Source organism: Pedobacter aquae (assembly GCF_008195825.1).
Lineage (GTDB): Bacteria > Bacteroidota > Bacteroidia > Sphingobacteriales > Sphingobacteriaceae > Pseudopedobacter > Pseudopedobacter aquae.
This window is the reverse complement of the sequence record NZ_CP043329.1, coordinates 1,912,625-1,934,013: the sequence shown is the minus strand read 5'-3', so window position 1 is coordinate 1,934,013 and position 21,389 is coordinate 1,912,625. Positions and strand designations below refer to the sequence as shown.

Sequence of the window (21,389 nt, the reverse complement as noted above, 5' to 3'; positions counted from 1 at the left end):
TTTAAATTTTTCATGTTATTTCCTAACCACTAAAACAGGTATGTTAACCTGATGTCTTACTGCATCTACTGTAGAACCAAATAATAAATCGCTAAAGCCTTTATGGCCATGTGCACCCATCACTAAAAAGTCTATTTCACTTTTATTCACAATTTTTGCAATAGCACTTGAAGTAGAACCATAGCCAATTTTATAGGTGCTGTTAAAACCCAAATCTTTTAGGTTTTGCTGATATTTCTTAAGATTTTCTTCATCGCTGATGGTTTCCATATCCATTACATTTTGCTGATGATAGCGGGCTCCGGCTGTTTCAACAATATGAATAAGCGTATAATTGGCTTGCTTGCCACCTTGTAAAATAGCATGTCTGATAACGTTTTTATCGTTCTCAGAAAAATCTATACTGATGCCAATGTTTTGATAAACAGGAGTATTTAAATCTGCTAGGTTGAGGGCACTACCATGAGGTACCGCCGTTTGCTTGTCTTGCGTAGGGAAAAAGGGTTTAATGATAATGTATAACAATAATAGACCAACGGCAATAGCTAAAGGAATTACCGTTAAGTATAACCAGAAAGCATTTTCGCCAGCACTTACCAGCCATCCGCTAATTTCATCAATAACTAATTTTACGTTTAAACTGATGATGATAACTGCACTTAGCCAAGCCAAAATTTTAACCCATGTTTTAATAGCAAACTCTTTCATCAGCTTAGCGTCTGAATTGAAATGGATAAGCGGGATGATGGCAAAACCTAGTTGTAAGCTTAACACTACCTGACTTAAAATAAGCAGTGCACCCAAAGATTCTTCTCCAAAATAAATGATGGTAAAAAATGCAGGGGTAATAGCCAATAAACGGGTAATTAACCTTCTTAACCAAGGTGCAATACGTAAATTTAAATGCCCTTCCATTACAATTTGCCCTGCTAGCGTACCTGTTATGGTAGAACTTTGGCCCGATGCAATAAGCGCAATAGCGAAAAGTGTTGGTGCTGCGTTACCAAATATGTTTCCAAGTAGTTTATGTGCGTCTTGTATCTCTGCAACCTCGTTAAAACCATTGGTGAAAAAAGCAGCTGCCGAGAGTATTAAAATGGCTGCATTAACTAAGAAAGCCAGATTAAGTGCAATGGTAGTATCAATTAAATTAAATTTTAAAGCTTCTTTAATGCCTTTGCTACTGCGCTCTATTTTACGTGTTTGCACCAAAGAAGAGTGTAAGTATAAATTATGGGGCATTACCGTAGCGCCAATAATACCAATGGCAATATAAAGAGCACTACCATCTAAAGAGCTAGGGATAAAACCTTTTACAACATCATTTAATTGGGGTTGTACAATAATCATCTCCATCAAAAAAGAAACGCCAACTATAAAAACCATAGAAACTATAAAGGCCTCCATGCTGCGCATCCCTTTTTTTAATAAGAAAAGTAAAAGAATGGTGTCTAATGCTGTTATGCTGATGCCCCAAATTAGAGGAATGCCAAAAAGGAGGTTTAAGCCAATAGCCATTCCTATAATTTCTGCTAAATCACAAGCTATAATAGCTATTTGAGCTAAAATATAAAGTGGAATATTTGCCCAGTTAGGATAAGCTTTTTTAGAAGCTTGGGCCAAATCTAAACCTCTTACAATACCTAAACGGGCACTTAATGATTGTAATAAAAGCGCTATCAGGTTAGACATCAGTAAAACCCATATCAGTTTATAACCAAACTGAGAGCCTCCGGCTATATCTGTAGCCCAATTTCCGGGGTCCATATAGCCAACGCTAACCAAATAGGCTGGCCCAAGAAAGGCGAAAATTTTTCTCCAACCTGTTTTTTTTTCGGTTTTAATGCTGCTGTGTACCTCACTTAAAGATTCTGTATGTTTTCTGTTCATATAGCTATCAATAAATTTTTTGCCACTTCTCTGCTAATCATAATGTCGTTTTCTTTGATAGAAATAATGAAAGAGCCATCAAACTCTATTTGCTCTTTAATTTTAATTTCCTGCCCTAAAACCAGTCCGGTTTTTTCAAGGTATTTGAGAAATAGGGGCGAGTGTTCTCTTACGCCACTGATAATTCCTAAAGTTTCATTCTTAAGTTTTGATATGGGGATGAGCTCTGGAACGTTAAATTTGCCATGCTTATCAGGAATAGGGTCGCCGTGTGGGTCTGTTTTAGGAAACTCTAAAAATTCATCTAAACGATTGATCAATAAATCAGAATGGATATGTTCTAGTTCTTCGGCTAAATCATGTACTTCATCCCACTTAAAATTAAGCTTCTCTACCAGAAAAACTTCCCATAAACGGTGTTTACGAATAATATTTAAAGCCCTTTCTCTGCCCAAAGGCGTTAAAGTAACACCTTGATATTTGATATAATTGATGAATTCTTTCTCAGCAAGTTTCTTCAGCATATCTGTAACAGATGCTGCTTTGGTATTTAAAGATTCTGCAATGGCATTGGTATTAACGGCAGTGCCTTCGTCTGGTGATAAGTGATAAATAGATTTTAAGTAATTTTCTTCTGTAAAGGAAGTAATCATGATGCTAAAATATTATTATTACAAATCTAATTATATTTTTAGATTAATCTAAAAATTATTTTAACCAATTAATATCTTGATATAAATCGTTTTAAAGAATTTTATTTGGTTTAAGGGATTAAAAGCTAAATTTGTATAAAATATAAGGTTATGGAACTGGATAAGATAGATTTGAATATTCTTAAGATTATGCAAGAAAATGGTAGAATTACCAATTTGCAACTTTCACAAATGATTGGTTTATCGCCAGCGCCAACTTTAGAAAGGGTAAGAAAGTTAGAGCATTCTGGCTATATCAAAAGTTACCATGCCTTGGTTGATGAGGAAAAGCTAGGCTTAGGAATTAAAACTTTTATACAAGTGTCTTTAGATTTTCATCAGAACGATACCATTACGGTTTTTTTAGAAGAAGTTAATGCGATAAAAGAAATTACTGAGTGCCACCACGTAACCGGCCAATGCGATTTTATTTTAAAAGCTTATGTAAAAGATATTAAGGCTTATGAGCAGTTAATTATGCAGAAGATAAGTAGAATATCTGTGGTAAAGACTTTCCAAACCATGATGATTATGTCTACCAGTAAAAAAGAGCCTATTATCCCTTTAGAATATTAGGATTTATCGGCTGCAAAGCCAGGAAGCGTGAAGTAAAAAGTTGTTCCTTGGTTAATTTCGCTTTTTACCCAAATTTTTCCTTGGTGTAGTTCTATAAATTCTTTAGCTAGTATCAATCCTAAACCTGTGCCTTTTTCATCTGCGGTGCCGGGTTTAGAATATCTGTTTTCTATCTTAAAAATTTCATCAACATAAGCTTTTTCTATCCCGATGCCGTTATCGGTGATGCTAAATAAAACTTCTTGATTTTTTACATCTAGTTTAAGCTCTATTTTACCATTTGGGTGCGTAAACTTTATGGCATTGGTGATTAAGTTACGTAAAACGGTATTCAGCATTTGCCTATCGGCATTTACGTAAATAAGTTCTCGGTAATTTAAGTTGATGGTGATATTTTTAGCATCGGCGGAAGCCAAAAATAACTGATGTGTTTCTGTTAGTATATCTACAGCATGTAGGGTTTGTATTTTGGGTACTAAATTACCTGTTTGTATTCTAGACCAACTTAATAAGTTTTCTAGAAGGTTGAACGCTTGTTTGGCACTGGTATTCATTCTAAGTGCCAGTTGCTGTATACGCTCTGTACTATACTTTTCGGTATTCTTATAAATGAGTTCACTAAAGCCAATTAAGGCGTTAAAAGGATTCTTTAAATCATGAGCTATGATAGAGAAGAATTTATCTTTAGTAGCATTTATTTCTTGTAAATGATTTTCGGTGTTTTTAAGCTGAGTAATATCATAACAAATGATGAGGTAAGTTTCTATTTCATTATCTGATAGGTATTCTGGTACAATTTGTATCGCAAAAAAATAGGATTTATGATCTAAGACAATATCTAGCTTGGTTTCTTTTAAGCTTTTATCTCTTTGGGCACTCAACAGGGTTTCCATTAAGGCTTGCTCAAAATAATTAGGTAAACCCATAGCAAATAATGCTTTACCTAAAAAATGCTGGCTGTTTAGCTTTGTGAATTTACTTAATGCATTATTGGTATAAATACATCTGAAATTTTTGTCTAAACGGATGATAAGTTCTGGAAGATTTTCTGCTAAAGTTCTGTAGCTTTCTTCTTTATCTTTTAGTCCTTTAAATAAAATACCAGTTGGGTTAAGGAAACTGGTTTCTACATTGGCTTTGTAAATTAAAAAGAAGGAAATGAGTTTGCCGTAATGACCAATTTGGTTAAGAATACCATCATTGGTGATGTATAAAGTGAAACAAAACTCGCTTAAAATAGAAAAAGCTAAAGAGGCAAAAAGCAAGTAAAAAACTTTAGGATCAAAATACTTTTTCCTTCTAACTAAGGTGAAGCAAGCCATCATTAATATGATGATGATGATATACTCTGAATAAATTTTAAAAGCTGTTTGACCAATACCTTCTATGTAGCAAACAGGGAAATTCTTCCAATAAAGAATAGATAAAACGAGTAAGCCGCTGATAAATAAATAGATTAGAAAGATATAATCGGCGTTAAGCCTTTGTTTACGTTTTAAAAACCAAAAACCTACCAGTAAAGTAATACTTTCTAGGAAACGTGTGGCTATCCAAAATTGGTTGGCATAAAAGGCTGTACTATTGATGATGTTCATCCCTTTATAAGTAAGGGCATGCAAAATATCTAATATCCCTATAAACAAATAAGCTATACCAACCAAAAAGAGGTAGTTATTATCGAGAATTTTTCTAGAGTTCCAGGTAACGATGAAAACTGCAAAAGCAACCGTTACAGAAAATAGCTCTACCAGCGTATGAAAAAGTAAATAGCTTTCTTTGACGCTTACAAATAAAACAAGCAACAGTAAGCAAGATGCAAACAGGGTACGATAATTTTTTTAATAAGATTGCTTATGGGTAGATTCAAGCTGCTCAATTATAAATACAAAGTTAGTTCTATTTTATGGTTTTACGTTTAATTTCATGTTCGAGTTTGTATCTATCTAAATTATTTGCCAATTGATAGCTTCTTTACCTTGTTGTAGTAAATAATTATTGGTTTGACTAAATGGCTTAGAACCAAAAAAACCATTATAGGCAGAAAACGGAGATGGATGTGCAGATTTAATAATAAAGTGCTTTGCTGTATCTATTAAAGTAATTTTCTGCTGTGCAAATTTACCCCACAACATAAAAACAAGTTTCTCTTTATGTTGTGATAAGGCTTTTATTGCTGCATCGGTAAAAATTTCCCAGCCTTGGTTTTGGTGCGAACCTGCTTTACTGGCTTCTACCGTTAAAGTGGCATTTAAAAGTAATACACCTTGTTTGGCCCAGCTGCTTAAATTTCCATGAAAAGGAATTTTAAAGCCAGAAATATCTGTACTAAGTTCTTTGTAAATATTTTGTAATGATGGAGGTAATTTCATGTTTTCTTTAACAGAAAAAGATAAACCATGTGCCTGCCCAGGGCCATGATAAGGGTCTTGCCCCAGTATCACAACCTTGACATCATGAAAAGGAGTTAAGTTAAAAGCATTAAATATTTCTGTGCCAGGTGGGTAAATGGTTTTCCCTTTTTGCTTTTCTTCTCGTAAAAACTGTTTTAATTGAAGCATATAATCTTTCTCAAATTCTTCCCCTAAAACAGCTAGCCAAGATGATTCTAATTGTACAGACATATTTCTTTATCTTTTTATTGATTAAAAGCTCAAATAAACGATATTTGCAGCCACTAAAGTATATTAAATACATTTGACATGCCAAATTTCATCAGAATTATATTAGGAGCTTTGATTCTTGGAGCTGCCATCACTTTAATTGTTTTTTCTCATTGGGGATGGGGAATTCTTTTAATCTTCATTTCCATCTTAGTTTTTGTTACCTATATCTTCAACGAAAAAATGCTTATAGCGCAATGGTTTTTGAGAAAAGAAAACATGGACAAAGCAGAATCTTGGTTAGATAGCATCAAAAATTATGAAAAGGAGCTGTTTAAAGGTCAGTGGGGATATTACCATTTATTATTAGGTTTAATAGAGTCTAGAAAATCTCCAATGAAATCAGAAAAGTTCTTTAAAAAGGCTTTATCTTTTGGTTTGACGATGGATCATAACATCGCCTTAGCGAACTTAAGTTTAGCTGGTGTAGAGATGGGTAAAAGAAATAAGCGTGAAGCACAAAGATTATTAAAAGAAGCTGAAAAAGCTGATAAGAATAAGCTTTTAGCTGAGCAAATTAAAATGATGAAAGGGCAGATGAATATGCTAGATAAAACTCAAATGGTGCGTGGTGGCAGAGGCGGAAGCGGGTTTAGACAGTTTTAATAGCGCAAAATTTTATATGAGCGGCCCGAAAAATTTCGGGCCTTTTTTATTTTCTAACCCTAAAAGAGAAATACCTTTGCGATAAATAACTAAAACCTATAATAATAACCGTAGTTAAAATTGCAGAAGGGGTAGGGTACCAGCCAAATTGCTCTACAAATAGTTTTAAAAACAGATAGTTTAAAACCACACAAGCCATTACTACCATAAAGTATCTTATAAATTGTATTCTTCTACGCAGGTAAGAGCCTTTAAAAACTACAAACATATTTAGATAAAAGCCTATGGGCATGGTTATAAAAAAGGCTATTAAAAAAGCTGCAATATGCGGGCTTATGGCAATAAATGGTAGATGAACAATTTGCTTTTTTAGTACAAAATTATAAGATATAAAGTAAATTAAAATATTTAAAGCGGTATTTGAACCTCCACAAGCGGCATAACGGTAAGTTTGTAACGGCATAAACTTCCTGAAGATTGGATAGAAAAAATCAACAGTTTTAAGTATAGTTTCTTTAACGAAATAGTGAAGGCTTAAAAGCATAAACAAGAATACAAAATCTTTAACTTTTTGGTGCATGTGTTCTCATGCTTTTTGCAGCAGTAAAAACACTTATCAAAACCAGAATAGAACAAACAAAAAATGGTGCTCCTGGGAAAATAAATGGTGCTTTATCTCCGGTAAAGAAAGCAAAAAGGTTAGTCATTACTGGTGGTGCTACAATAGTTGTTGCACTCATTAAGCTTGTTAAGGCACCTTGAAGCTCTCCTTGTTCATTTGTTGGGGCATAACCACTTATAATACTTTGAAGTGCTGGTCCGGCTATACCGCCTAAAGAATAGGGGATGATAAAGGCAAACATCATCCAGCCCTCTGCTGCAAAAGCAAATAATAATAAGCCTAGGCTGTAAAAAGCTAAGCCAATGTATAAACTCTTTTCTTGCCCAAACTTAGGAATTACCCACCTGATGATACCCACCTGTACAATCCCAATCATCAAACCAACAAAGCCTAAAGAATAGCCCACCCAAGCTTCGTTCCACTTAAATTTTTCCATTCCATAAAAAGACCACGTACTTTGCAAACCATTATTAGCAATGTACATGAGGATGAGGGTAAGCACTAAGCCATAAACAGCAGGATATTTTTTTAATTGATATAATGAGCCTAATGGATTTGCTCTTTTAATATCAAAAGGACGTCTTTTTTCTACAGGTAAAGATTCTGGCAGTACAAAATATCCGTAAATAACATTTAAAAAGCTTAAACCTGCAGCAGCAAAAAATGGTATTCTAGATCCAAACTGCCCTAATACTCCGCCTAGTACGGGGCCTAAGATAAAGCCTAGACCAAAGGCAGCGCCAATTAAACCAAAATTTTGAGCTCTTTTTTCGGGTGTACTTACATCAGCAATGTAGGCTGACGCTGTTGTAAAGCTTGCTCCGGTAAAACCAGCAATAATACGTCCTACAAATAACCATCCTATTGTGGGGGCAAAAGCAAGTAGTAAATAATCAATCCCGAAACCTAATAAAGAAAAAAGCAAAACTGGTCTTCTACCGTATCTATCACTTAAATTTCCTAATAGTGGAGCGCATATGAACTGAACAAAAGCATAAGCAAAAGTTAACCAGCCTCCAATGCTTGCTGCTTCGCTAATATTTCCATGAATAAGTTCAGAAATAAGAGTGGGCAATACCGGGATGATGATACCTAAACCAGTTACATCTATCAATAAAGTGATAAATATAAATCCGAGTGCAGCATTTTTAGGCTCTTTGGTCATAGATAAATAGCAATTTCGGTATTAGAGCTTTTTAAGAAAATTAATACCTATAAATAATTCTAAAGTTTATATATTCAACTTCAAACGTAGTTCCTGAGATATTTCGTCTGTTAAATCAAGAATATTTCTGAGCTCGTTGGTAGAATTATCTGCAATTTTATTACAACGGTTACGGTGCGGTAATAGGTATTCCTCATAAGCTGGCATCACATGGTTTTCCCATTTATACATCACATCTTCTTCAGAATATCCTCGCTCCATTAAATCTCTATGTAAACGTCTTTCTAGTGCTATTTCTGTAGCAGCATCAATAAAAATACGATAATCAAAAAGCGGGTCTACACTTGGGTAATGGTAAATAAATAAACCTTCTACAATTAATACAGGAGCGGGTTTTATTTCTAAAATTTTAGGAACCGCATTGCTATTGTTAAAAGTATACTCTTTTTTGTAAACGGTTTGGTAATTTAATAAGCTGGTGATATCTTTTTCAAAAGCCTCAATATCTATACAAGAAGGTAAATCAAAGTTGTAAAGTTTGTTTTCCTCAGCCGATAAATGGCCTACCGGGATGTAGTAATCATCCTGAGACACTAAGCAAACCTCTTCTGGTGTAAAATGGTTTAAAAAACAGTTTAAGAAAAACGTTTTGCCCGAGCCGCTACCACCAGCAACCCCTATCACAAAAGGCTTATTGTTCATTTGGAAGTCCGTATGTAATGTTTACTAAAAACCTTTTATCTAGCGCACCTAAAGCATCAGACGCTGCTTTGGTTATAACAATGATGACATCTTTGGTAGTTTCATTCTCGGTATACTTACCTACAACTTTAGCAAATACACTTCTATTAGTCATTGGGTTAGTGATTTTTACTATAGTACCCACCGGGGCAAGCTTGTGTAAAGCATAGCTTTTTGTTGCGTCTAAGTTTTCATCATTTATCCAAACGGCAATACCTTTTTCATTTTTTTCGGTAATACCATATCTGTTTTTCGGTATTTCTATGCCCAAGTTAGAATCAGTAGAATCCAAATACTTGATTTTGGTTTCGGGTTTTGTGATTTGTTCTCTCACCACTTCCGGTTTACCTGTTTGCGTATTTTTAACCACTTCTGGTTTTAAGCTAACCTCATCGTTCACTAAAACTTTTAAAGTTTGGCCAATGCTTAAAGCAGATGTTTTTAAGTTATTCAGCAGTCTCAAATCATCTACACGCATATTGTATTTACTGGCTATGCTATACAAAGTTTCTTTGGCTTGCACCACATGGGTAGATTCTCTTTTGCCGTTATTTTGAGTTGTATTTGATGAAGAATTAAAGCTAACCGGTTTTTGTTCTGCAAAAGGTCTATCGGTTGGTATTTTAATAATTTGGCCAATGCTAAGTGCTGCGTTACTATTAAAATCCATGATAGCTTTTGGAGCAACATTATATTTTCTGCCTAAAGCATAATAGTTTTCTTTAGGTTCTATTTTGTGTAGGATAACTTTTTTTCCGGCAGAATTTTCTATACCCACAGAATCTACCAAAGTAGTTGCAGATGCAGAAAATGATAGTATAGAAAAGGTGATTAATAAGATTTTTTTAAGCTTCATGTATTAAGGTCTTCTCTGAAAAACTTTGCAATTATAGTAAATAACTCACAATTTCTGATTTGTTTCTGATGTAAACCAGTTTGCCAAGCCACACAAAGAACGTGTCTTCAGCTAGTTTTTGTATGTCGTTACTTAAAATATCAGAAAGCAAAATATTGTTTTCTTTATCGTAAACTTCAATTATTTGGGTATAGCTGCTGTTGTTTTTTAGGTATAAGCTTCTTATAAAAAGGTCTTTGTAAATTAATTGTTGCGCTGTTTCCCAAATATTTTCTGCAAGCTTATTTTCTGGTAAAATAATTTGATTTTGAAGCTGCTTTAAGGCTTCATTAGTTTTAACATAACCTAAAGATGAGCCTGTATTTAAATCTAATAATTCTAGTTTACGAGGCATTATTCTAGCATTATAAGCCATTATACCTTCTTTATAAACAGCCTGGGCAGTATGACTATAGTTTTGCCAGCTAAGTTTTTGTTGTGCTAAATCAAATACCAATATGTTTTTTGGAGTAGGGGCAAATTCATTTTCGAAACCATGTAGCACCAATTTGTACTCATGAACTGCTAATAAACCCAATTGCCAGCTTTCCTCAAAAGCATAGTTAAGGATAAGGAAAGTTTGTTTATTAAAATCGTAAACAGAAAATACTACCTGTTTTGCTAAAGTTCTACTTTCTATAGCTAAGCAGTTTTGCTCATCATCCAACATTATTTTCCAGATAATTCCTTCAATATTCTGGTTTAGTAAGGGCTTTAATGTATCTTTATTTAACATCTTAATCAAAAATAGAAATTAATATCATGAAGCATATCTTTTACTTGTTCATAAGTGTGTTTATAGGCAGTCAATTTGCAATGGCGCAGCCAAAAGTTTATCAGTTTAACTTAAAGCAAGAAATAAATCCGGCTGCTTGGCGTACAACTAGAATAGCTATAGAAAATGCGAAACAACAAAAAGCCGATGTTTTATTGATACACATGAATACCTTTGGCGGCATGCTAGATTATGCAGATTCTATACGCTCTGCTATTTTAACCGCACCCATGAAAACTGTTGTTTTTATAGATAACAATGCAGCATCAGCCGGTGCTTTAATTGCTATAGCTTGCGATAAAATTTATATGCACAAAGGAGCAAGTATTGGCGCAGCAAGTGTTGTAAACGCAGAAGGCGAGGTGCTACCAGAGAAATATCAATCTTATATGCGTGGCTTAATGCGTACTACGGCAGAAAGCAAAGGTAGAAACCCTAAAATAGCAGAAGGTTTTGTTGATCCGGATTTAGAAATACCTAATATTAAACCCAAAGGTAAGGTACTCACTTTTACCACTTCAGAAGCTATTGCTAATGGTTTTTGCGATGCAGAAGCTAGCTCTATAAAAGAATTACTAGCCAAAGAAGGTTTAAAGTCTTACGATTTGGAAGTTTATCAACCTACTTTAATAGACAATATTATAGGCTTTTTAATCAACCCGGCTGTAAGTGGTATTTTAATTTTATTAATTATTGGAGGAATTTATTTTGAGTTACAAGCACCCGGAATTGGTTTTGCCTTGCTTGTTTCTGTTGTAGCGGCTTTATTATTTTTCGCTCCTCTATATTTAGAAGGTTTAGCAGATAACTGGGAGATTCTATTATTTATTGTGGGGATAGCTTTATTGGTGTTAGAAATATTTCTTATCCCCGGCTTTGGAATTTTTGGTATTTTAGGCATTGTGATGATTATAAGCGGATTGGCCTTTAGCCTTATTTTGAATGATTTCTTTGATTTTAGCGTCACCAGTGGTGAGCGTTTAACCAATTCTTTCTTGCTGGTTCTCCTCTCTATGATTGGGGCAGTTGTAGTTGGTGCTTTCTTTGGTGGCAATATCCTGAAATCTAAAATGTTTAAAAGATTAGTTTTAGAGGATGAGCAACAGGCAACACAAGGCTATCAGGTAAGGAAACCAGAAACCACTTTTATTGGTAAAACTGGTTTTGCTAAAACCGATTTACGTCCATCAGGTAAAATAGAAATAGATGGGAATTGGTACGATGCTGTTTCTAATGATGGTTTTATTGAGAACGGAACGAATATTGTTGTAAGTAAGATTGAAAATTATAATCTGGTAGTTAGAAAATCTGATAGCTAATTACCTTTTAATTTAAATCATACTTATAGATTATGGCAACAAACAAAATAGGATTAAACGACAAAAAAGTAGTAGCATTAGTAGACCAACTGAATGATTTATTAGCTAATTATCAAGTTCATTATCAAAAGCTTAGAGGCTGCCATTGGAATGTTAGAGGGAATGATTTTTTTACGCTACATGTGAAATTTGAAGAATTATACAATAACGCCCAACTCACCATTGATGAACTTGCAGAACGTGTATTAACTTTAGGCAAATCTCCTTACAGTACTTTTAAAAGTTATGTAGAAGTTGCTCAAATTAAAGAAATACAAACAGAAGGTTTAGCGCCAGCGCAAATGGTTGATGCTGTATTGCAAGATTATAAAACCCTTATTGATTTAGAAAGAGAAATCATCGAAAATGCCTCAGAAAATGCGAATGATGAAGGTACTGCCGATATGATTACAGGTTTTATGAAGTTTCAAGAAAAAACCAGTTGGATGTTGAGAGCATACAACGGAAATAAATAAATTTCTTCATTGATGATTTAAAAAGGTATCTGCTTGAGTAGGTGCCTTTTTTTGATTAAAAAACGGTTTATCATAATTTTTTAACGCTAATTTGAATGATGAATCTGCTAATATGCAGTAGTTTTTCATTCTTTTTAATTTTGATATTTGGGTTAAGACCAATAAACCTTTATAAGCTAAATCATGCTAAAATTAAAATTAACTACTGTGGTGGTATTTATATCATCTCAATTGATGGCTCAAATTCCTGTAAGTAGTATTACTTGGGAAAACTATCATCCTAAAAAGAAAATACACCTCTGTAACGAGGTTGGCAAACACATGATGTACGATTGGACAGCGCATCAAGAGCTACATACATCGGTGGGTAAAAACGCCAGTTACACTTATAACCCTAAAGATAAGACAGAAACATTCCAATTGTATGATAAGAAATCTAACCGGGCAGAAATTAGGTTGATAAACGAGTATGAATATGGTGCTCGCCAGTTTGAAGGTTATGTAACCATTTTTAAACCTTTAGATGACGAATGCTTAATGCAGATTTGGGGAAGTCATGAAGGTGCAACGCAATTTATGCTAAGAGGTTTTCATGAAGATAACGGAAGCTTAACCATTAATTGTGGTTCATCAACTAGAGTTAAAGTGATGGATAATATTTACGGGAAAGAGATAAAGGTAAATGTGATACACCTGCAAGAAGATGTGGGTAATAAATTTATGGTCTATTTAAATGATGAGAAAGTTTTTGAGTTGGCAGATAACGAAAAAGCTATCAATAATTTTAATGGGAATTATCATAAATATGGTGTTTATGGTACGGTAAGGGATGGCCATGAGAGTCCTAAAGTGATATGGCGTAACGTACAACATTTTAAAGATAAAGGTGGTAAGATGTACGATAAGCAAGAGCAAAAAATCAATTATCCGCCTTTAGCAGTTAAAAAACTAGGAGATGCTGATTTTGATGCAGGAGCTAGCTCTAGTGCCAAACTTCCCTTAATTTACAGAAGTTCTGATTTAACCGTTGCAACCATTACACCAGAAGGTAAAGTACATATTGTGGGGCCAGGCAAGACACTTATCTTAGCCTTTCATGAAGGTAATCATCAATATCACCCTAATAGCGAGTTAAGAGAGCTTGTAGTGAAGAAATAATTGCTTTTTTTAATGGATTTTTGATTGGCTAATTTCAATTAAGAAGTAAAATTTGGAAAATTCATTTTAGTATATTACGTAATACTTTTATTAATTTTGTATATCATCTTAAAAATAAGAAAATGGACAGCATTACCATATATCCTAAAAATGATAAGCAGAAATCTTTACTTGAATCCTTATTGGAAGAAATGAAAGTCCGTTTTGAAGTAGTAAAATTAGAGGATAAAACTTTGTTAAGTAAAGATGAATTTACCGCTAAAATAGACAAATCAATTGAGCAAGCAGATCTAGGAAAAATAAAAAGGATAGCTAAAGAAGAGCAAAAGAAGTTTTTAGGTTTATGAGTTATACCATAGAACTAACCGATGAAGCTATTTTAGATATTGAAAGACATAAAAAAGCAGGTGATAGAAAAGTTCTTACAAAGATTGATAGGCTTTTAAATGAATTACGAGAACATCCTACAAAAGGAACAGGCAAACCTGAAAAATTAAAATACTTTAAGTCTATAGTTTGGTCTCGTAGAATTACAGATAAACATCGCTTAGTTTATAAGATAATGGATGATAAGGTAATCGTTTTAGTTCTTGCTTTTTGGGGACATTATGAAGATAAATAGTAATAAACTAAACTCTTCATATCTTTTTAAGACATAATATAGTTGCGAAAAATGAGTTATTGTTTAAGATTCCAGCATAAAAAAGCCTTAAATGCATGATGCATTTAAGGCTTTTTTATGACTTTTAGAGATATCTAAAATCTAGCTCCAAAAGTTATACTTACCGCCGTTACGTTAGTCTTAGTATTAGCAAACGGAGTAACTTGTGGATTATCAAAAGTATAAAATGAGGTAGATAAGGCGCTATTTTGTTGGTGCTGTAACGCAAAATCTAATGTGTAAGAACCAAAACGATAGCCAATTCCTCCGGTATATCTATGAGCTTTAAAGTCAATATCCTGATAAGGACTTCCTAAATTTCTATAGCCAGCTCTTAAAGCTACGCTATTGGTAACCTTAAACTCGGCGCCTAAACCCACATTGATACTTTCTTGATAGGTAGAAGTAATCTGCCTATTGGTATTGATGTTTAAAGCATTTTCATCAGACCTAAATTTTATAGTAGAAAAATCCTGATAATTAATATCGGCACTGATAAAACCTTTATTGCCTATAAAGAAGGAAATACCTCCGTTCAATTTTAAAGGCGTGTTTAAACGATAAGAAAAAGGTGAAGAGTTATTATCAGTAATCAGCCTGTTATCAGGGTCTCTTAAAGAAAGTTCTTCATAATAATCATCATCAATAGAATAATAAGTAGGTGTTTCTAAAGATAATCCCAGCCTAATTTCTTTAACAGGTTTTAAAATAGCACCTATTTTGAAGTTTACGCCAGAACCTCTAGTATCAAAACTCTTAGTGAAATTGGCATTATAGTTTACGTTATCAACAAAATTTAAACCTTGTTCATTTAACAATTCTTCTGAACGATAATTTATAGATGCTAAGCCTAATCCAAAGCCCAGATAAAATTTATTGCTAAAATTCATTCCTAAAGAGAAATCAACATTAGATTGCCCGCCTTTTCTATCGTACGAAACTACCTGATTTGCATTAGCTCGAGTATTAGAAGAATAAAAAGACTCGTTGGCATCAGTATTGTAATCTATTAAAAAGCCCTCATGCGCTGCAAATACCAAATTATCAAAAATTTGATTAGGAGGATAAGGTTGATTATTATCTGGATTTATGTCTGTATTACCTAGGTAAGCAAAATAATTTCCCAATCCATTAGCATTATTGGTAACACCATCAAAAGAAATTTCATTTCTAAAAAAGTTGTTTTTTTGATAGCCTATACCAAAGTTTATGGATACAAGGCCTTTTTTTAAATCGCCTGTTCTGTATGTTGGACTATGAAACACAACGCCTAAATTATTGATATTTAGGTTGCCTAAAGAAGATTCTGAGTTTTGGCCTAAATAAGTGGTTTTATTTGATGAATTAACATAGCCAGGGGTAAAGCTAAATTCAGAACTACTAAACATGCCCAAACCTGCTGGGTTACCATAAAGAGAACTTAAATCTCCACCTAAAGAAGTATGTGGGCCACCTAAACCTCCAAACCTAGCAGTAACACTATTTTCTGTTCCAGAGAATTTTAATGCGTCAGCAGTGTATTGTGCAGAAACACTTGAAACCGCACCTACTATAAAAGTTGTAAGAGCAAATATTTTTAATTTCATGTTTTTTGTAAGGATAATCATCAGAGGTATTAAGTTTCAACCACTGATATTTAATAAAGTATATCTTTTATAAATTGAACTTTATCAACACATTTTTTTAGTGTCAGGCTGAGCGGAGTCGAAGCCTTTAAAAGGACGTAAAACAATATTTCGACTCCGCTCAATTTGACAAAAAATTATGATAAAATTATCTTGATGGTCTGCCACCACCAGAACTGCGGCCTCCAGAAGAACCTCTGCTACTACCGCCAGAACTGCCACCACTATTTGAAGGTGGGCTATAGCTTGGAGAAGGAGAATAACTTGGTCTTTCTGTACGAGATGGCCTGCTGCTTTCTGTACGTGAAGGCCTACTTTGTTGTGCTTCGGATCTTGTTGGTCTACTATTTCCTGATGGGCTAGATGAACCTCCATTAGAAGATGGTCTTGTACTAGAAGTTGCTGGTCTGCTATAATCTCCATAGCTATCTCTTGTAGGTCTTGATGACGTTCCTGGTCTAGTTGTACTCACCGGACCTGTTGGACGAGGGATTCTGCTTACGCTACTTCCATCAGCATCAATAGGTCTTGTTGCAACGCTTCCTCTGGAAGGCCTTGGGCTGTTAGGTCTGGTGATGACACCTCCACCCGGAAAAAATCCTCCGCCACCCCATAAGCCGCCATTGCCAATCCAACCGCCACCCCAAGGGTTATTGAAAGAATATATGCCCCAATAAGGAGAACCTAAAGGACTGTACCAAGGGTTATAAGCCCAATTATTCCAACCCCAATTGTTCCATCCCCAATTATTCCAGCCTAAGTTCCAATTATTCCAACCCCAGTTGTTCCATCCTAAATTGAAACCAAAACCTGGTCTGTTCCAGCTATTCCAACCCCAATTATTCCAACCCATAGAACCCATAGAAAATGCAGGGTCAAAAAATGGGTCAAATGCAAGGTTGTTATTGTAATAATGGTCTCTCCAATTGTAATCGTTACGGTTTTCTATATCCAAACGAGGTGCAGCTTCTTCTTCATAAGCATAATTATCAGTAGAATAATCATAACTATGGTTGTTAGCATTAGCTGCTGGCCTTGGCGTAAATGTCAAAGCTCTGGCTTCTACTTCCGAGTTGTAAACATCATCGTACAAAGCCGTTTGTGTAGCGATATTGCCGGTAGCACAACCACCTAGAATTAGAGCAATCCCCCACTAATTACCGATATAATAACTCTATTTTTCATGTTGTATATTTTTAAGGTCTTAAAGACAATTCTGGTCTAACAATAACATACGTTTATAAGACGTAAAATATTACAATTGGTTGCATCAAACCTAAAATTATAAGTGTAATATTTTTATAACTTTGAGCACTAGAATCAATATTAAAAGTACAAAAATTATTCCATATCAGCTCATGAGTAAAGGATTAACAAGCAGATCACAAGACTATTCACAATGGTATAACGAATTAGTAGCAAAGGCCGACCTTGCAGAACACTCTGCCGTTAGAGGTTGTATGGTGATTAAGCCCTATGGATACTCTATTTGGGAGAAAATGCAGGCTGTTTTGGATCAGAAATTTAAAGAAACTGGCCACAGCAACGCTTATTTTCCTTTATTCATCCCTAAGTCATTTTTTTCTAAAGAAGCATCTCACGTAGATGGTTTTGCAACTGAGTGTGCCGTGGTTACACATTATCGATTAAAAAATGATGGAAACGGCAATATCATTGTTGATGAAGATGCCAAACTTGAGGAAGAATTAATCGTTAGGCCAACATCAGAAACCATTATCTGGAATACTTATAAAGGTTGGATACAGTCTTACCGAGATTTGCCAATTTTAGTAAACCAATGGGCTAATGTGGTACGTTGGGAAATGCGTACACGTTTATTTTTACGCACTGCAGAGTTTTTATGGCAGGAAGGCCATACAGCGCATGCAACCGCAGAAGAAGCTATTGCAGAAACCGAGCAAATGCTTGATGTGTATGCAGATTTTGCAGAAAACTGGATGGCTTTACCCGTAGTAAAAGGTAAGAAAACCGCTAATGAGCGTTTTGCAGGAGCTTTAGACACCTATTGTATTGAAGCTTTAATGCAAGATGGTAAAGCTTTACAAGCTGGAACTTCGCATTTTTTGGGGCAAAATTTCGCCAAAGCTTTTGATGTAAAATTTACCAGTAAAGAAGGTAAACAAGAGTTTGTTTGGGCAACTTCATGGGGCGTTTCTACCCGTTTAATGGGCGCTTTAATTATGGCCCATTCTGATGATAGCGGATTGGTATTACCTCCAAAATTGGCTCCAATACAAGTGGTGATAGTACCTATCTACAAAGGAGAAGAAGAGTTGGCTAAAATTTCTGAAGCTGTTGATGTTATCATCAAAGATTTAAAGCAAAAGGGTATTTCTGTTAAATATGATGACCGTGATACACAAAGACCAGGCTTTAAATTTGCAGAATATGAACTAAAAGGTGTACCTGTACGTTTAGCCATGGGAGGTAGAGATTTAGAGAATAATACCGTTGAGCTTGCTAGAAGAGATACCAAAACAAAAGAAACGGTATCAAGAGATGGCATAGCCAACAGAATAGAACTTTTACTGGAAGAAATTCAAGAAAGTATTTATAACAAGGCTTTACAGTTTAGAACAGAGAATACCAGAAAAGTAGATTCTTACGATGATTTTAAAAAGGCTTTAGATGAAACACCCGGCTTTATTGCCGCACATTGGGATGGAACTTCTGAAACCGAAGCCAAAATTAAAGAAGAAACAAAAGCTACTATCAGATGTATTCCTTTAAATAACGAACAGGAAGAAGGCCTTTGTATGGTAACTGGAAAACCATCAAGCCAACGAGTATTATTTGCGAGAGCTTATTAATAATGGTAATGAGTAAGTAGCAGATGGTGAGTTGGAAGTAGGAAAATTTTAAAATGGTGTTTTTATGAAATTTGCAACTAAAGCTATACATGCAGGACAAGAACCCGACCCAACAACCGGGGCTGTGATGACTCCTATTTATCAGACTTCTACTTACTGGCAGAAATCTCCTGGAGAACATAAGGGCTACGAATATTCTAGAGGTACAAATCCTACTCGTAAAGCTTTAGAAGATTGCCTTGCGGCGATAGAAAATGGAAAATTTGGTTTAGCATTTTCTAGCGGCATGGGTGCTACAGATGCCGTTATGAAACTACTAAAGCCTGGTGATGAGGTTATCACCGGGAATGATTTATATGGTGGTTCTTACCGCATCTTTACGAAAATATTTGCCAATTATGGTATCAAATTTCATTTTCTGGATTTGTCAAATCCGGATAATATGCTGCCTTATATCAATGCCAATACCAAGCAAATTTGGATAGAAACGCCTACCAATCCAACTATGCAAATTATTGATATTGAGGCTTGTGCCAAAATTGCTAAAGCGCATCAGTTATTGCTAACGGTTGATAATACTTTTGCATCGCCATATTTACAAAATCCTTTAGATTTAGGTGCAGATATCGTGATGCACTCGGTTACCAAATACATTGCAGGGCATTCTGATGTTGTGATGGGCGCTTTAGTAGTAAACGATGAAGATTTGTATAAGAAATTATGGTTTATCTACAATTCTTGTGGTGCAACACCTGGTCCGCAAGATGCCTTTTTAGCTTTAAGAGGGATTAAAACCTTGCATCTTCGCATGAAAGCGCATTGCGAAAACGGAGCTCTTGTTGCTCAATTCTTGAAAAACCATCCTAAAGTAGAAAAAATTTATTGGCCAGGTTTTCAGGATCATCCTAATCATGATATTGCTAAAAAGCAAATGAGAGGATTTGGTGGGATGATTTCTATAGTTTTAAAAGGTGCCGATTTACAAGAAACTTTCAGAATAGCCTCTTCCTTCAAAGTGTTTTCTTTGGCAGAGTCTCTTGGCGGAGTAGAATCTTTAATTAATCATCCTGCAACTATGACGCATGGCTCTATCCCAAGAGAGGAACGTGAAAAAGTTGGTGTTACTGATAATTTATTAAGATTAAGCGTTGGCGTAGAAGATATTGAAGATTTACTGGAAGATTTAAAAGAGGCGTTAAAGTAGAAAGTCAAAAGTATAGAGTAGAAAGTACAGAGTATGTACGCTCTTGGTGTATAATTTCTTTGTATCACTTCTCAAGCCTAACGTCTCATATCTGAAATTTCAATACCTTATGTCTCAAATCATAAATCTCAAAGCTTTTCTTGATCAAAAAGTTATTCAATACAACCAACCTGGTTTTATTGCTCATGATCCTATATGTATCCCGCATTTGTTTTCTAAAAAACAAGATATAGAAATCATGGGGTTTTGGGCTTCTATTTTAGCTTGGGGACAAAGAATCACCATCATTAATAAATGTAAAGAGCTGATTGATTTAATGGATGGCACTCCGCATGATTTTATCCTTCATCATCAAGAGCAAGATTTAAAAAGATTTCAGCATTTTAAACATCGTACCTTTAACTATACCGATACTTTATATTTTATCCATTTCTTCAAGCATCATTATAGTAATTTCGAGAGTTTAGAAGATGCTTTTTTACCCTTTCAATTGCAGCAAGTTTATCAAGATGCTTATCTGGAAAGTCCGCAATTAAAAAAGAAAGATAAAAATCAATCGGCAGTTTGCTTACAAGAAGATTTAGCAGCTGAAACCATTGAAGGCAACCTTAATTTCTTTAGATCTTATTTTTTCTCTTTGCCAGATTTTCCTCATCGCACTAAAAAGCACATCTCATCGCCATTACAAAAATCTACTTGTAAGCGTTTAAATATGTTTTTGCGTTGGATGGTTCGTGATGATGATAAAGGTGTAGACTTTGGTATTTGGAATAGGATAAAACCCTCACAATTGATTTGCCCTTGCGATTTACATGTAGATAGGGTAGCTCGTAAACTTCATCTGATAACACGTAAACAAACCGATTGGCAAACAGCTTTAGAACTTACGCAGCAATTAAGATTGCTTGATAAAGACGATCCTGTGAAATACGATTTTGCTCTATTTGGCTTAGGAATAGAAGAGAAGTTTTGATAGCGACAGCCTTTCCTTATATTTATCATTAAAAAAATAATATTATGAAAAAACACAACTACCTCATTTTCTTTTTCATATGCATCATCAGTAGCTGTGCTGTTAAAAAAGCAACGGAAGATAAAAACCAACTCACTGGTACTTGGGAGCTTAATTATATCTCTGGCCCTAGAATAGCTTTTGAAGGTTTATATCCCAACCAAAAGCCACAACTCACCTTTGATATTGCAAGCAATAAACTTTATGGTAATACCAGTTGCAATAGCTTAAGTGGCGCTTTGCTGATTACCGATAATGGTATAGATTTTAATACCCCTATGGCCCTAACGAAAAGATTTTGCGAAGGACAAGGAGAACAATTATTTCTTGAAAGCTTAAAAAAATCTACACGTTACATTGTAAATGAAAGCGCTTTAACACTTTTGATTGATGATGTAGCCATCATGAGATTTACCAAAAAGCCCTAAAAAGGAGATGCCAG

22 protein-coding genes are annotated in these 21,389 nt (G+C 34.7%); 11 read left to right on the top strand and 11 right to left on the bottom strand.

Annotated elements, in window-relative coordinates:
• Positions 1-15: 15 nt before the first annotated feature.
• Both FYC62_RS08490 and FYC62_RS08485 read right to left on the bottom strand, forming a co-directional pair.
• Complete coding sequence (locus FYC62_RS08490) at positions 16-1,890, bottom strand: Nramp family divalent metal transporter (protein WP_149074642.1); 1,875 nt, start codon at positions 1,888-1,890, stop codon at positions 16-18.
• On the bottom strand, positions 1,887-2,543 hold the full coding sequence (locus FYC62_RS08485; RefSeq protein WP_317131474.1) for a metal-dependent transcriptional regulator: 657 nt from the start codon (positions 2,541-2,543) through the stop codon (positions 1,887-1,889). Before FYC62_RS08485 ends, FYC62_RS08490 begins: the two co-directional genes overlap by 4 nt.
• Positions 2,544-2,693: 150 nt before the next feature.
• Here FYC62_RS08485 and FYC62_RS08480 point away from each other — a divergent pair, with 150 nt between their 5' ends.
• Complete coding sequence (locus FYC62_RS08480) at positions 2,694-3,158, top strand: Lrp/AsnC family transcriptional regulator (protein ID WP_039447626.1); 465 nt, start codon at positions 2,694-2,696, stop codon at positions 3,156-3,158.
• Here FYC62_RS08480 and FYC62_RS08475 read toward each other — a convergent pair.
• Both FYC62_RS08475 and ung read right to left on the bottom strand, forming a co-directional pair.
• Entirely contained in the window at positions 3,155-4,960 is a 1,806-nt protein-coding gene (locus tag FYC62_RS08475; RefSeq protein ID WP_240534690.1) for a sensor histidine kinase, read from the bottom strand. The two genes, FYC62_RS08480 and FYC62_RS08475, sit on opposite strands and share 4 nt — an antisense overlap.
• Before the next feature lie 141 nt (positions 4,961-5,101).
• Positions 5,102-5,779, bottom strand: a complete 678-nt coding sequence (ung, locus tag FYC62_RS08470; protein ID WP_149074640.1) for a uracil-DNA glycosylase — start codon at positions 5,777-5,779, stop codon at positions 5,102-5,104.
• 78 nt (positions 5,780-5,857) lie between these two features.
• Here ung and FYC62_RS08465 point away from each other — a divergent pair, with 78 nt between their 5' ends.
• Positions 5,858-6,424, top strand: a complete 567-nt coding sequence (locus FYC62_RS08465) for a tetratricopeptide repeat protein (RefSeq protein ID WP_149074639.1) — start codon at positions 5,858-5,860, stop codon at positions 6,422-6,424.
• A gap of 46 nt (positions 6,425-6,470) precedes the next feature.
• Here FYC62_RS08465 and FYC62_RS08460 read toward each other — a convergent pair whose 3' ends face one another.
• The 5 genes from FYC62_RS08460 to FYC62_RS08440 all read right to left on the bottom strand — a co-directional run bounded on the left by FYC62_RS08460 (position 6,471) and on the right by FYC62_RS08440 (position 10,583).
• On the bottom strand, positions 6,471-7,004 hold the full coding sequence (locus FYC62_RS08460) for a GtrA family protein (RefSeq protein WP_237612867.1): 534 nt from the start codon (positions 7,002-7,004) through the stop codon (positions 6,471-6,473).
• Positions 6,988-8,211, bottom strand: a complete 1,224-nt coding sequence (locus FYC62_RS08455; protein WP_149074638.1) for a TCR/Tet family MFS transporter — start codon at positions 8,209-8,211, stop codon at positions 6,988-6,990. Before FYC62_RS08455 ends, FYC62_RS08460 begins: the two co-directional genes overlap by 17 nt.
• 66 nt (positions 8,212-8,277) lie before the next feature.
• Positions 8,278-8,913, bottom strand: coding sequence for a uridine kinase family protein (locus FYC62_RS08450; RefSeq protein ID WP_149074637.1), 636 nt, complete (start codon positions 8,911-8,913; stop codon positions 8,278-8,280).
• Positions 8,903-9,808 (bottom strand): DPBB and LysM peptidoglycan-binding domain-containing protein, encoded by a 906-nt coding sequence (locus FYC62_RS08445; protein WP_149074636.1) that lies wholly within the window; start codon positions 9,806-9,808, stop codon positions 8,903-8,905. The genes FYC62_RS08450 and FYC62_RS08445 overlap by 11 nt, the downstream gene beginning before the upstream one ends.
• A 31-nt stretch (positions 9,809-9,839) precedes the next feature.
• Positions 9,840-10,583, bottom strand: a complete 744-nt coding sequence (locus tag FYC62_RS08440) for a DUF4905 domain-containing protein (protein WP_149074635.1) — start codon at positions 10,581-10,583, stop codon at positions 9,840-9,842.
• A 26-nt stretch (positions 10,584-10,609) separates the two neighbouring features.
• Between FYC62_RS08440 and FYC62_RS08435 the strand changes: the two genes are divergently transcribed.
• From FYC62_RS08435 to FYC62_RS08415, 5 genes are all read left to right on the top strand, one after another.
• Positions 10,610-11,941 carry an NfeD family protein gene (locus FYC62_RS08435; RefSeq protein WP_149074634.1) on the top strand — a complete coding sequence of 444 codons (1,332 nt, stop codon included), beginning with the start codon at positions 10,610-10,612 and terminating at the stop codon, positions 11,939-11,941.
• Between the two features lie 32 nt (positions 11,942-11,973).
• Positions 11,974-12,456 carry a Dps family protein gene (locus FYC62_RS08430; RefSeq protein WP_039447603.1) on the top strand — a complete coding sequence of 161 codons (483 nt, stop codon included), beginning with the start codon at positions 11,974-11,976 and terminating at the stop codon, positions 12,454-12,456.
• Between the two features lie 183 nt (positions 12,457-12,639).
• Complete coding sequence (locus FYC62_RS08425) at positions 12,640-13,614, top strand: hypothetical protein (RefSeq protein WP_149074633.1); 975 nt, start codon at positions 12,640-12,642, stop codon at positions 13,612-13,614.
• Between the two features lie 122 nt (positions 13,615-13,736).
• On the top strand, positions 13,737-13,961 hold the full coding sequence (locus FYC62_RS08420; RefSeq protein ID WP_149074632.1) for a DUF2683 family protein: 225 nt from the start codon (positions 13,737-13,739) through the stop codon (positions 13,959-13,961).
• Complete coding sequence (locus FYC62_RS08415; protein WP_039447599.1) at positions 13,958-14,236, top strand: Txe/YoeB family addiction module toxin; 279 nt, start codon at positions 13,958-13,960, stop codon at positions 14,234-14,236. Before FYC62_RS08420 ends, FYC62_RS08415 begins: the two co-directional genes overlap by 4 nt.
• A 134-nt stretch (positions 14,237-14,370) precedes the next feature.
• Here the strand turns inward: FYC62_RS08415 and FYC62_RS08410 are convergent, their stop codons facing one another.
• Both FYC62_RS08410 and FYC62_RS08405 read right to left on the bottom strand, forming a co-directional pair.
• Positions 14,371-15,861 carry an OmpP1/FadL family transporter gene (locus tag FYC62_RS08410; RefSeq protein WP_168199414.1) on the bottom strand — a complete coding sequence of 497 codons (1,491 nt, stop codon included), beginning with the start codon at positions 15,859-15,861 and terminating at the stop codon, positions 14,371-14,373.
• Positions 15,862-16,048: 187 nt separating this feature from the next.
• The gene (locus FYC62_RS08405) at positions 16,049-16,993 is read right to left on the bottom strand and encodes a hypothetical protein (protein ID WP_149074630.1); all 945 of its coding nucleotides are present in this window, start codon (positions 16,991-16,993) and stop codon (positions 16,049-16,051) included.
• A 265-nt stretch (positions 16,994-17,258) separates the two neighbouring features.
• Here FYC62_RS08405 and proS point away from each other — a divergent pair, with 265 nt between their 5' ends.
• From proS to FYC62_RS08385, 4 genes are all read left to right on the top strand, one after another.
• Complete coding sequence (gene proS, locus FYC62_RS08400; RefSeq protein WP_149075887.1) at positions 17,259-18,731, top strand: proline--tRNA ligase; 1,473 nt, start codon at positions 17,259-17,261, stop codon at positions 18,729-18,731.
• Positions 18,732-18,795: 64 nt separating this feature from the next.
• On the top strand, positions 18,796-19,935 hold the full coding sequence (locus FYC62_RS08395; RefSeq protein WP_149074629.1) for a cystathionine gamma-synthase: 1,140 nt from the start codon (positions 18,796-18,798) through the stop codon (positions 19,933-19,935).
• A gap of 109 nt (positions 19,936-20,044) precedes the next feature.
• The gene (locus FYC62_RS08390) at positions 20,045-20,908 is read left to right on the top strand and encodes a TIGR02757 family protein (protein WP_149074628.1); all 864 of its coding nucleotides are present in this window, start codon (positions 20,045-20,047) and stop codon (positions 20,906-20,908) included.
• Between the two features lie 44 nt (positions 20,909-20,952).
• On the top strand, positions 20,953-21,375 hold the full coding sequence (locus tag FYC62_RS08385) for an META domain-containing protein (RefSeq protein ID WP_149074627.1): 423 nt from the start codon (positions 20,953-20,955) through the stop codon (positions 21,373-21,375).
• The last annotated feature ends 14 nt before the right edge of the window (positions 21,376-21,389 follow it).

What these genes read in the sequence shown, in the direction of transcription:
- FYC62_RS08390 (WP_149074628.1), top strand. Translation starts at nt 20,045, where the DNA reads ATGTCTCAAATCATAAATCTCAAAGCTTTTCTTGATCAAAAAGTTATT.
- FYC62_RS08410 (WP_168199414.1), bottom strand. Translation starts at nt 15,861, where the DNA reads ATGAAATTAAAAATATTTGCTCTTACAACTTTTATAGTAGGTGCGGTT.
- FYC62_RS08415 (WP_039447599.1), top strand. Translation starts at nt 13,958, where the DNA reads ATGAGTTATACCATAGAACTAACCGATGAAGCTATTTTAGATATTGAA.
- FYC62_RS08485 (WP_317131474.1), bottom strand. Translation starts at nt 2,543, where the DNA reads ATGATTACTTCCTTTACAGAAGAAAATTACTTAAAATCTATTTATCAC.
- proS (WP_149075887.1), top strand. Translation starts at nt 17,259, where the DNA reads ATGAGTAAAGGATTAACAAGCAGATCACAAGACTATTCACAATGGTAT.
- FYC62_RS08385 (WP_149074627.1), top strand. Translation starts at nt 20,953, where the DNA reads ATGAAAAAACACAACTACCTCATTTTCTTTTTCATATGCATCATCAGT.
- FYC62_RS08490 (WP_149074642.1), bottom strand. Translation starts at nt 1,890, where the DNA reads ATGAACAGAAAACATACAGAATCTTTAAGTGAGGTACACAGCAGCATT.
- FYC62_RS08435 (WP_149074634.1), top strand. Translation starts at nt 10,610, where the DNA reads ATGAAGCATATCTTTTACTTGTTCATAAGTGTGTTTATAGGCAGTCAA.
- FYC62_RS08395 (WP_149074629.1), top strand. Translation starts at nt 18,796, where the DNA reads ATGAAATTTGCAACTAAAGCTATACATGCAGGACAAGAACCCGACCCA.
- FYC62_RS08440 (WP_149074635.1), bottom strand. Translation starts at nt 10,583, where the DNA reads ATGTTAAATAAAGATACATTAAAGCCCTTACTAAACCAGAATATTGAA.
- FYC62_RS08425 (WP_149074633.1), top strand. Translation starts at nt 12,640, where the DNA reads ATGCTAAAATTAAAATTAACTACTGTGGTGGTATTTATATCATCTCAA.
- FYC62_RS08455 (WP_149074638.1), bottom strand. Translation starts at nt 8,211, where the DNA reads ATGACCAAAGAGCCTAAAAATGCTGCACTCGGATTTATATTTATCACT.
- FYC62_RS08430 (WP_039447603.1), top strand. Translation starts at nt 11,974, where the DNA reads ATGGCAACAAACAAAATAGGATTAAACGACAAAAAAGTAGTAGCATTA.
- FYC62_RS08465 (WP_149074639.1), top strand. Translation starts at nt 5,858, where the DNA reads ATGCCAAATTTCATCAGAATTATATTAGGAGCTTTGATTCTTGGAGCT.
- FYC62_RS08420 (WP_149074632.1), top strand. Translation starts at nt 13,737, where the DNA reads ATGGACAGCATTACCATATATCCTAAAAATGATAAGCAGAAATCTTTA.
- FYC62_RS08480 (WP_039447626.1), top strand. Translation starts at nt 2,694, where the DNA reads ATGGAACTGGATAAGATAGATTTGAATATTCTTAAGATTATGCAAGAA.
- FYC62_RS08450 (WP_149074637.1), bottom strand. Translation starts at nt 8,913, where the DNA reads ATGAACAATAAGCCTTTTGTGATAGGGGTTGCTGGTGGTAGCGGCTCG.
- FYC62_RS08460 (WP_237612867.1), bottom strand. Translation starts at nt 7,004, where the DNA reads ATGCACCAAAAAGTTAAAGATTTTGTATTCTTGTTTATGCTTTTAAGC.
- ung (WP_149074640.1), bottom strand. Translation starts at nt 5,779, where the DNA reads ATGTCTGTACAATTAGAATCATCTTGGCTAGCTGTTTTAGGGGAAGAA.
- FYC62_RS08445 (WP_149074636.1), bottom strand. Translation starts at nt 9,808, where the DNA reads ATGAAGCTTAAAAAAATCTTATTAATCACCTTTTCTATACTATCATTT.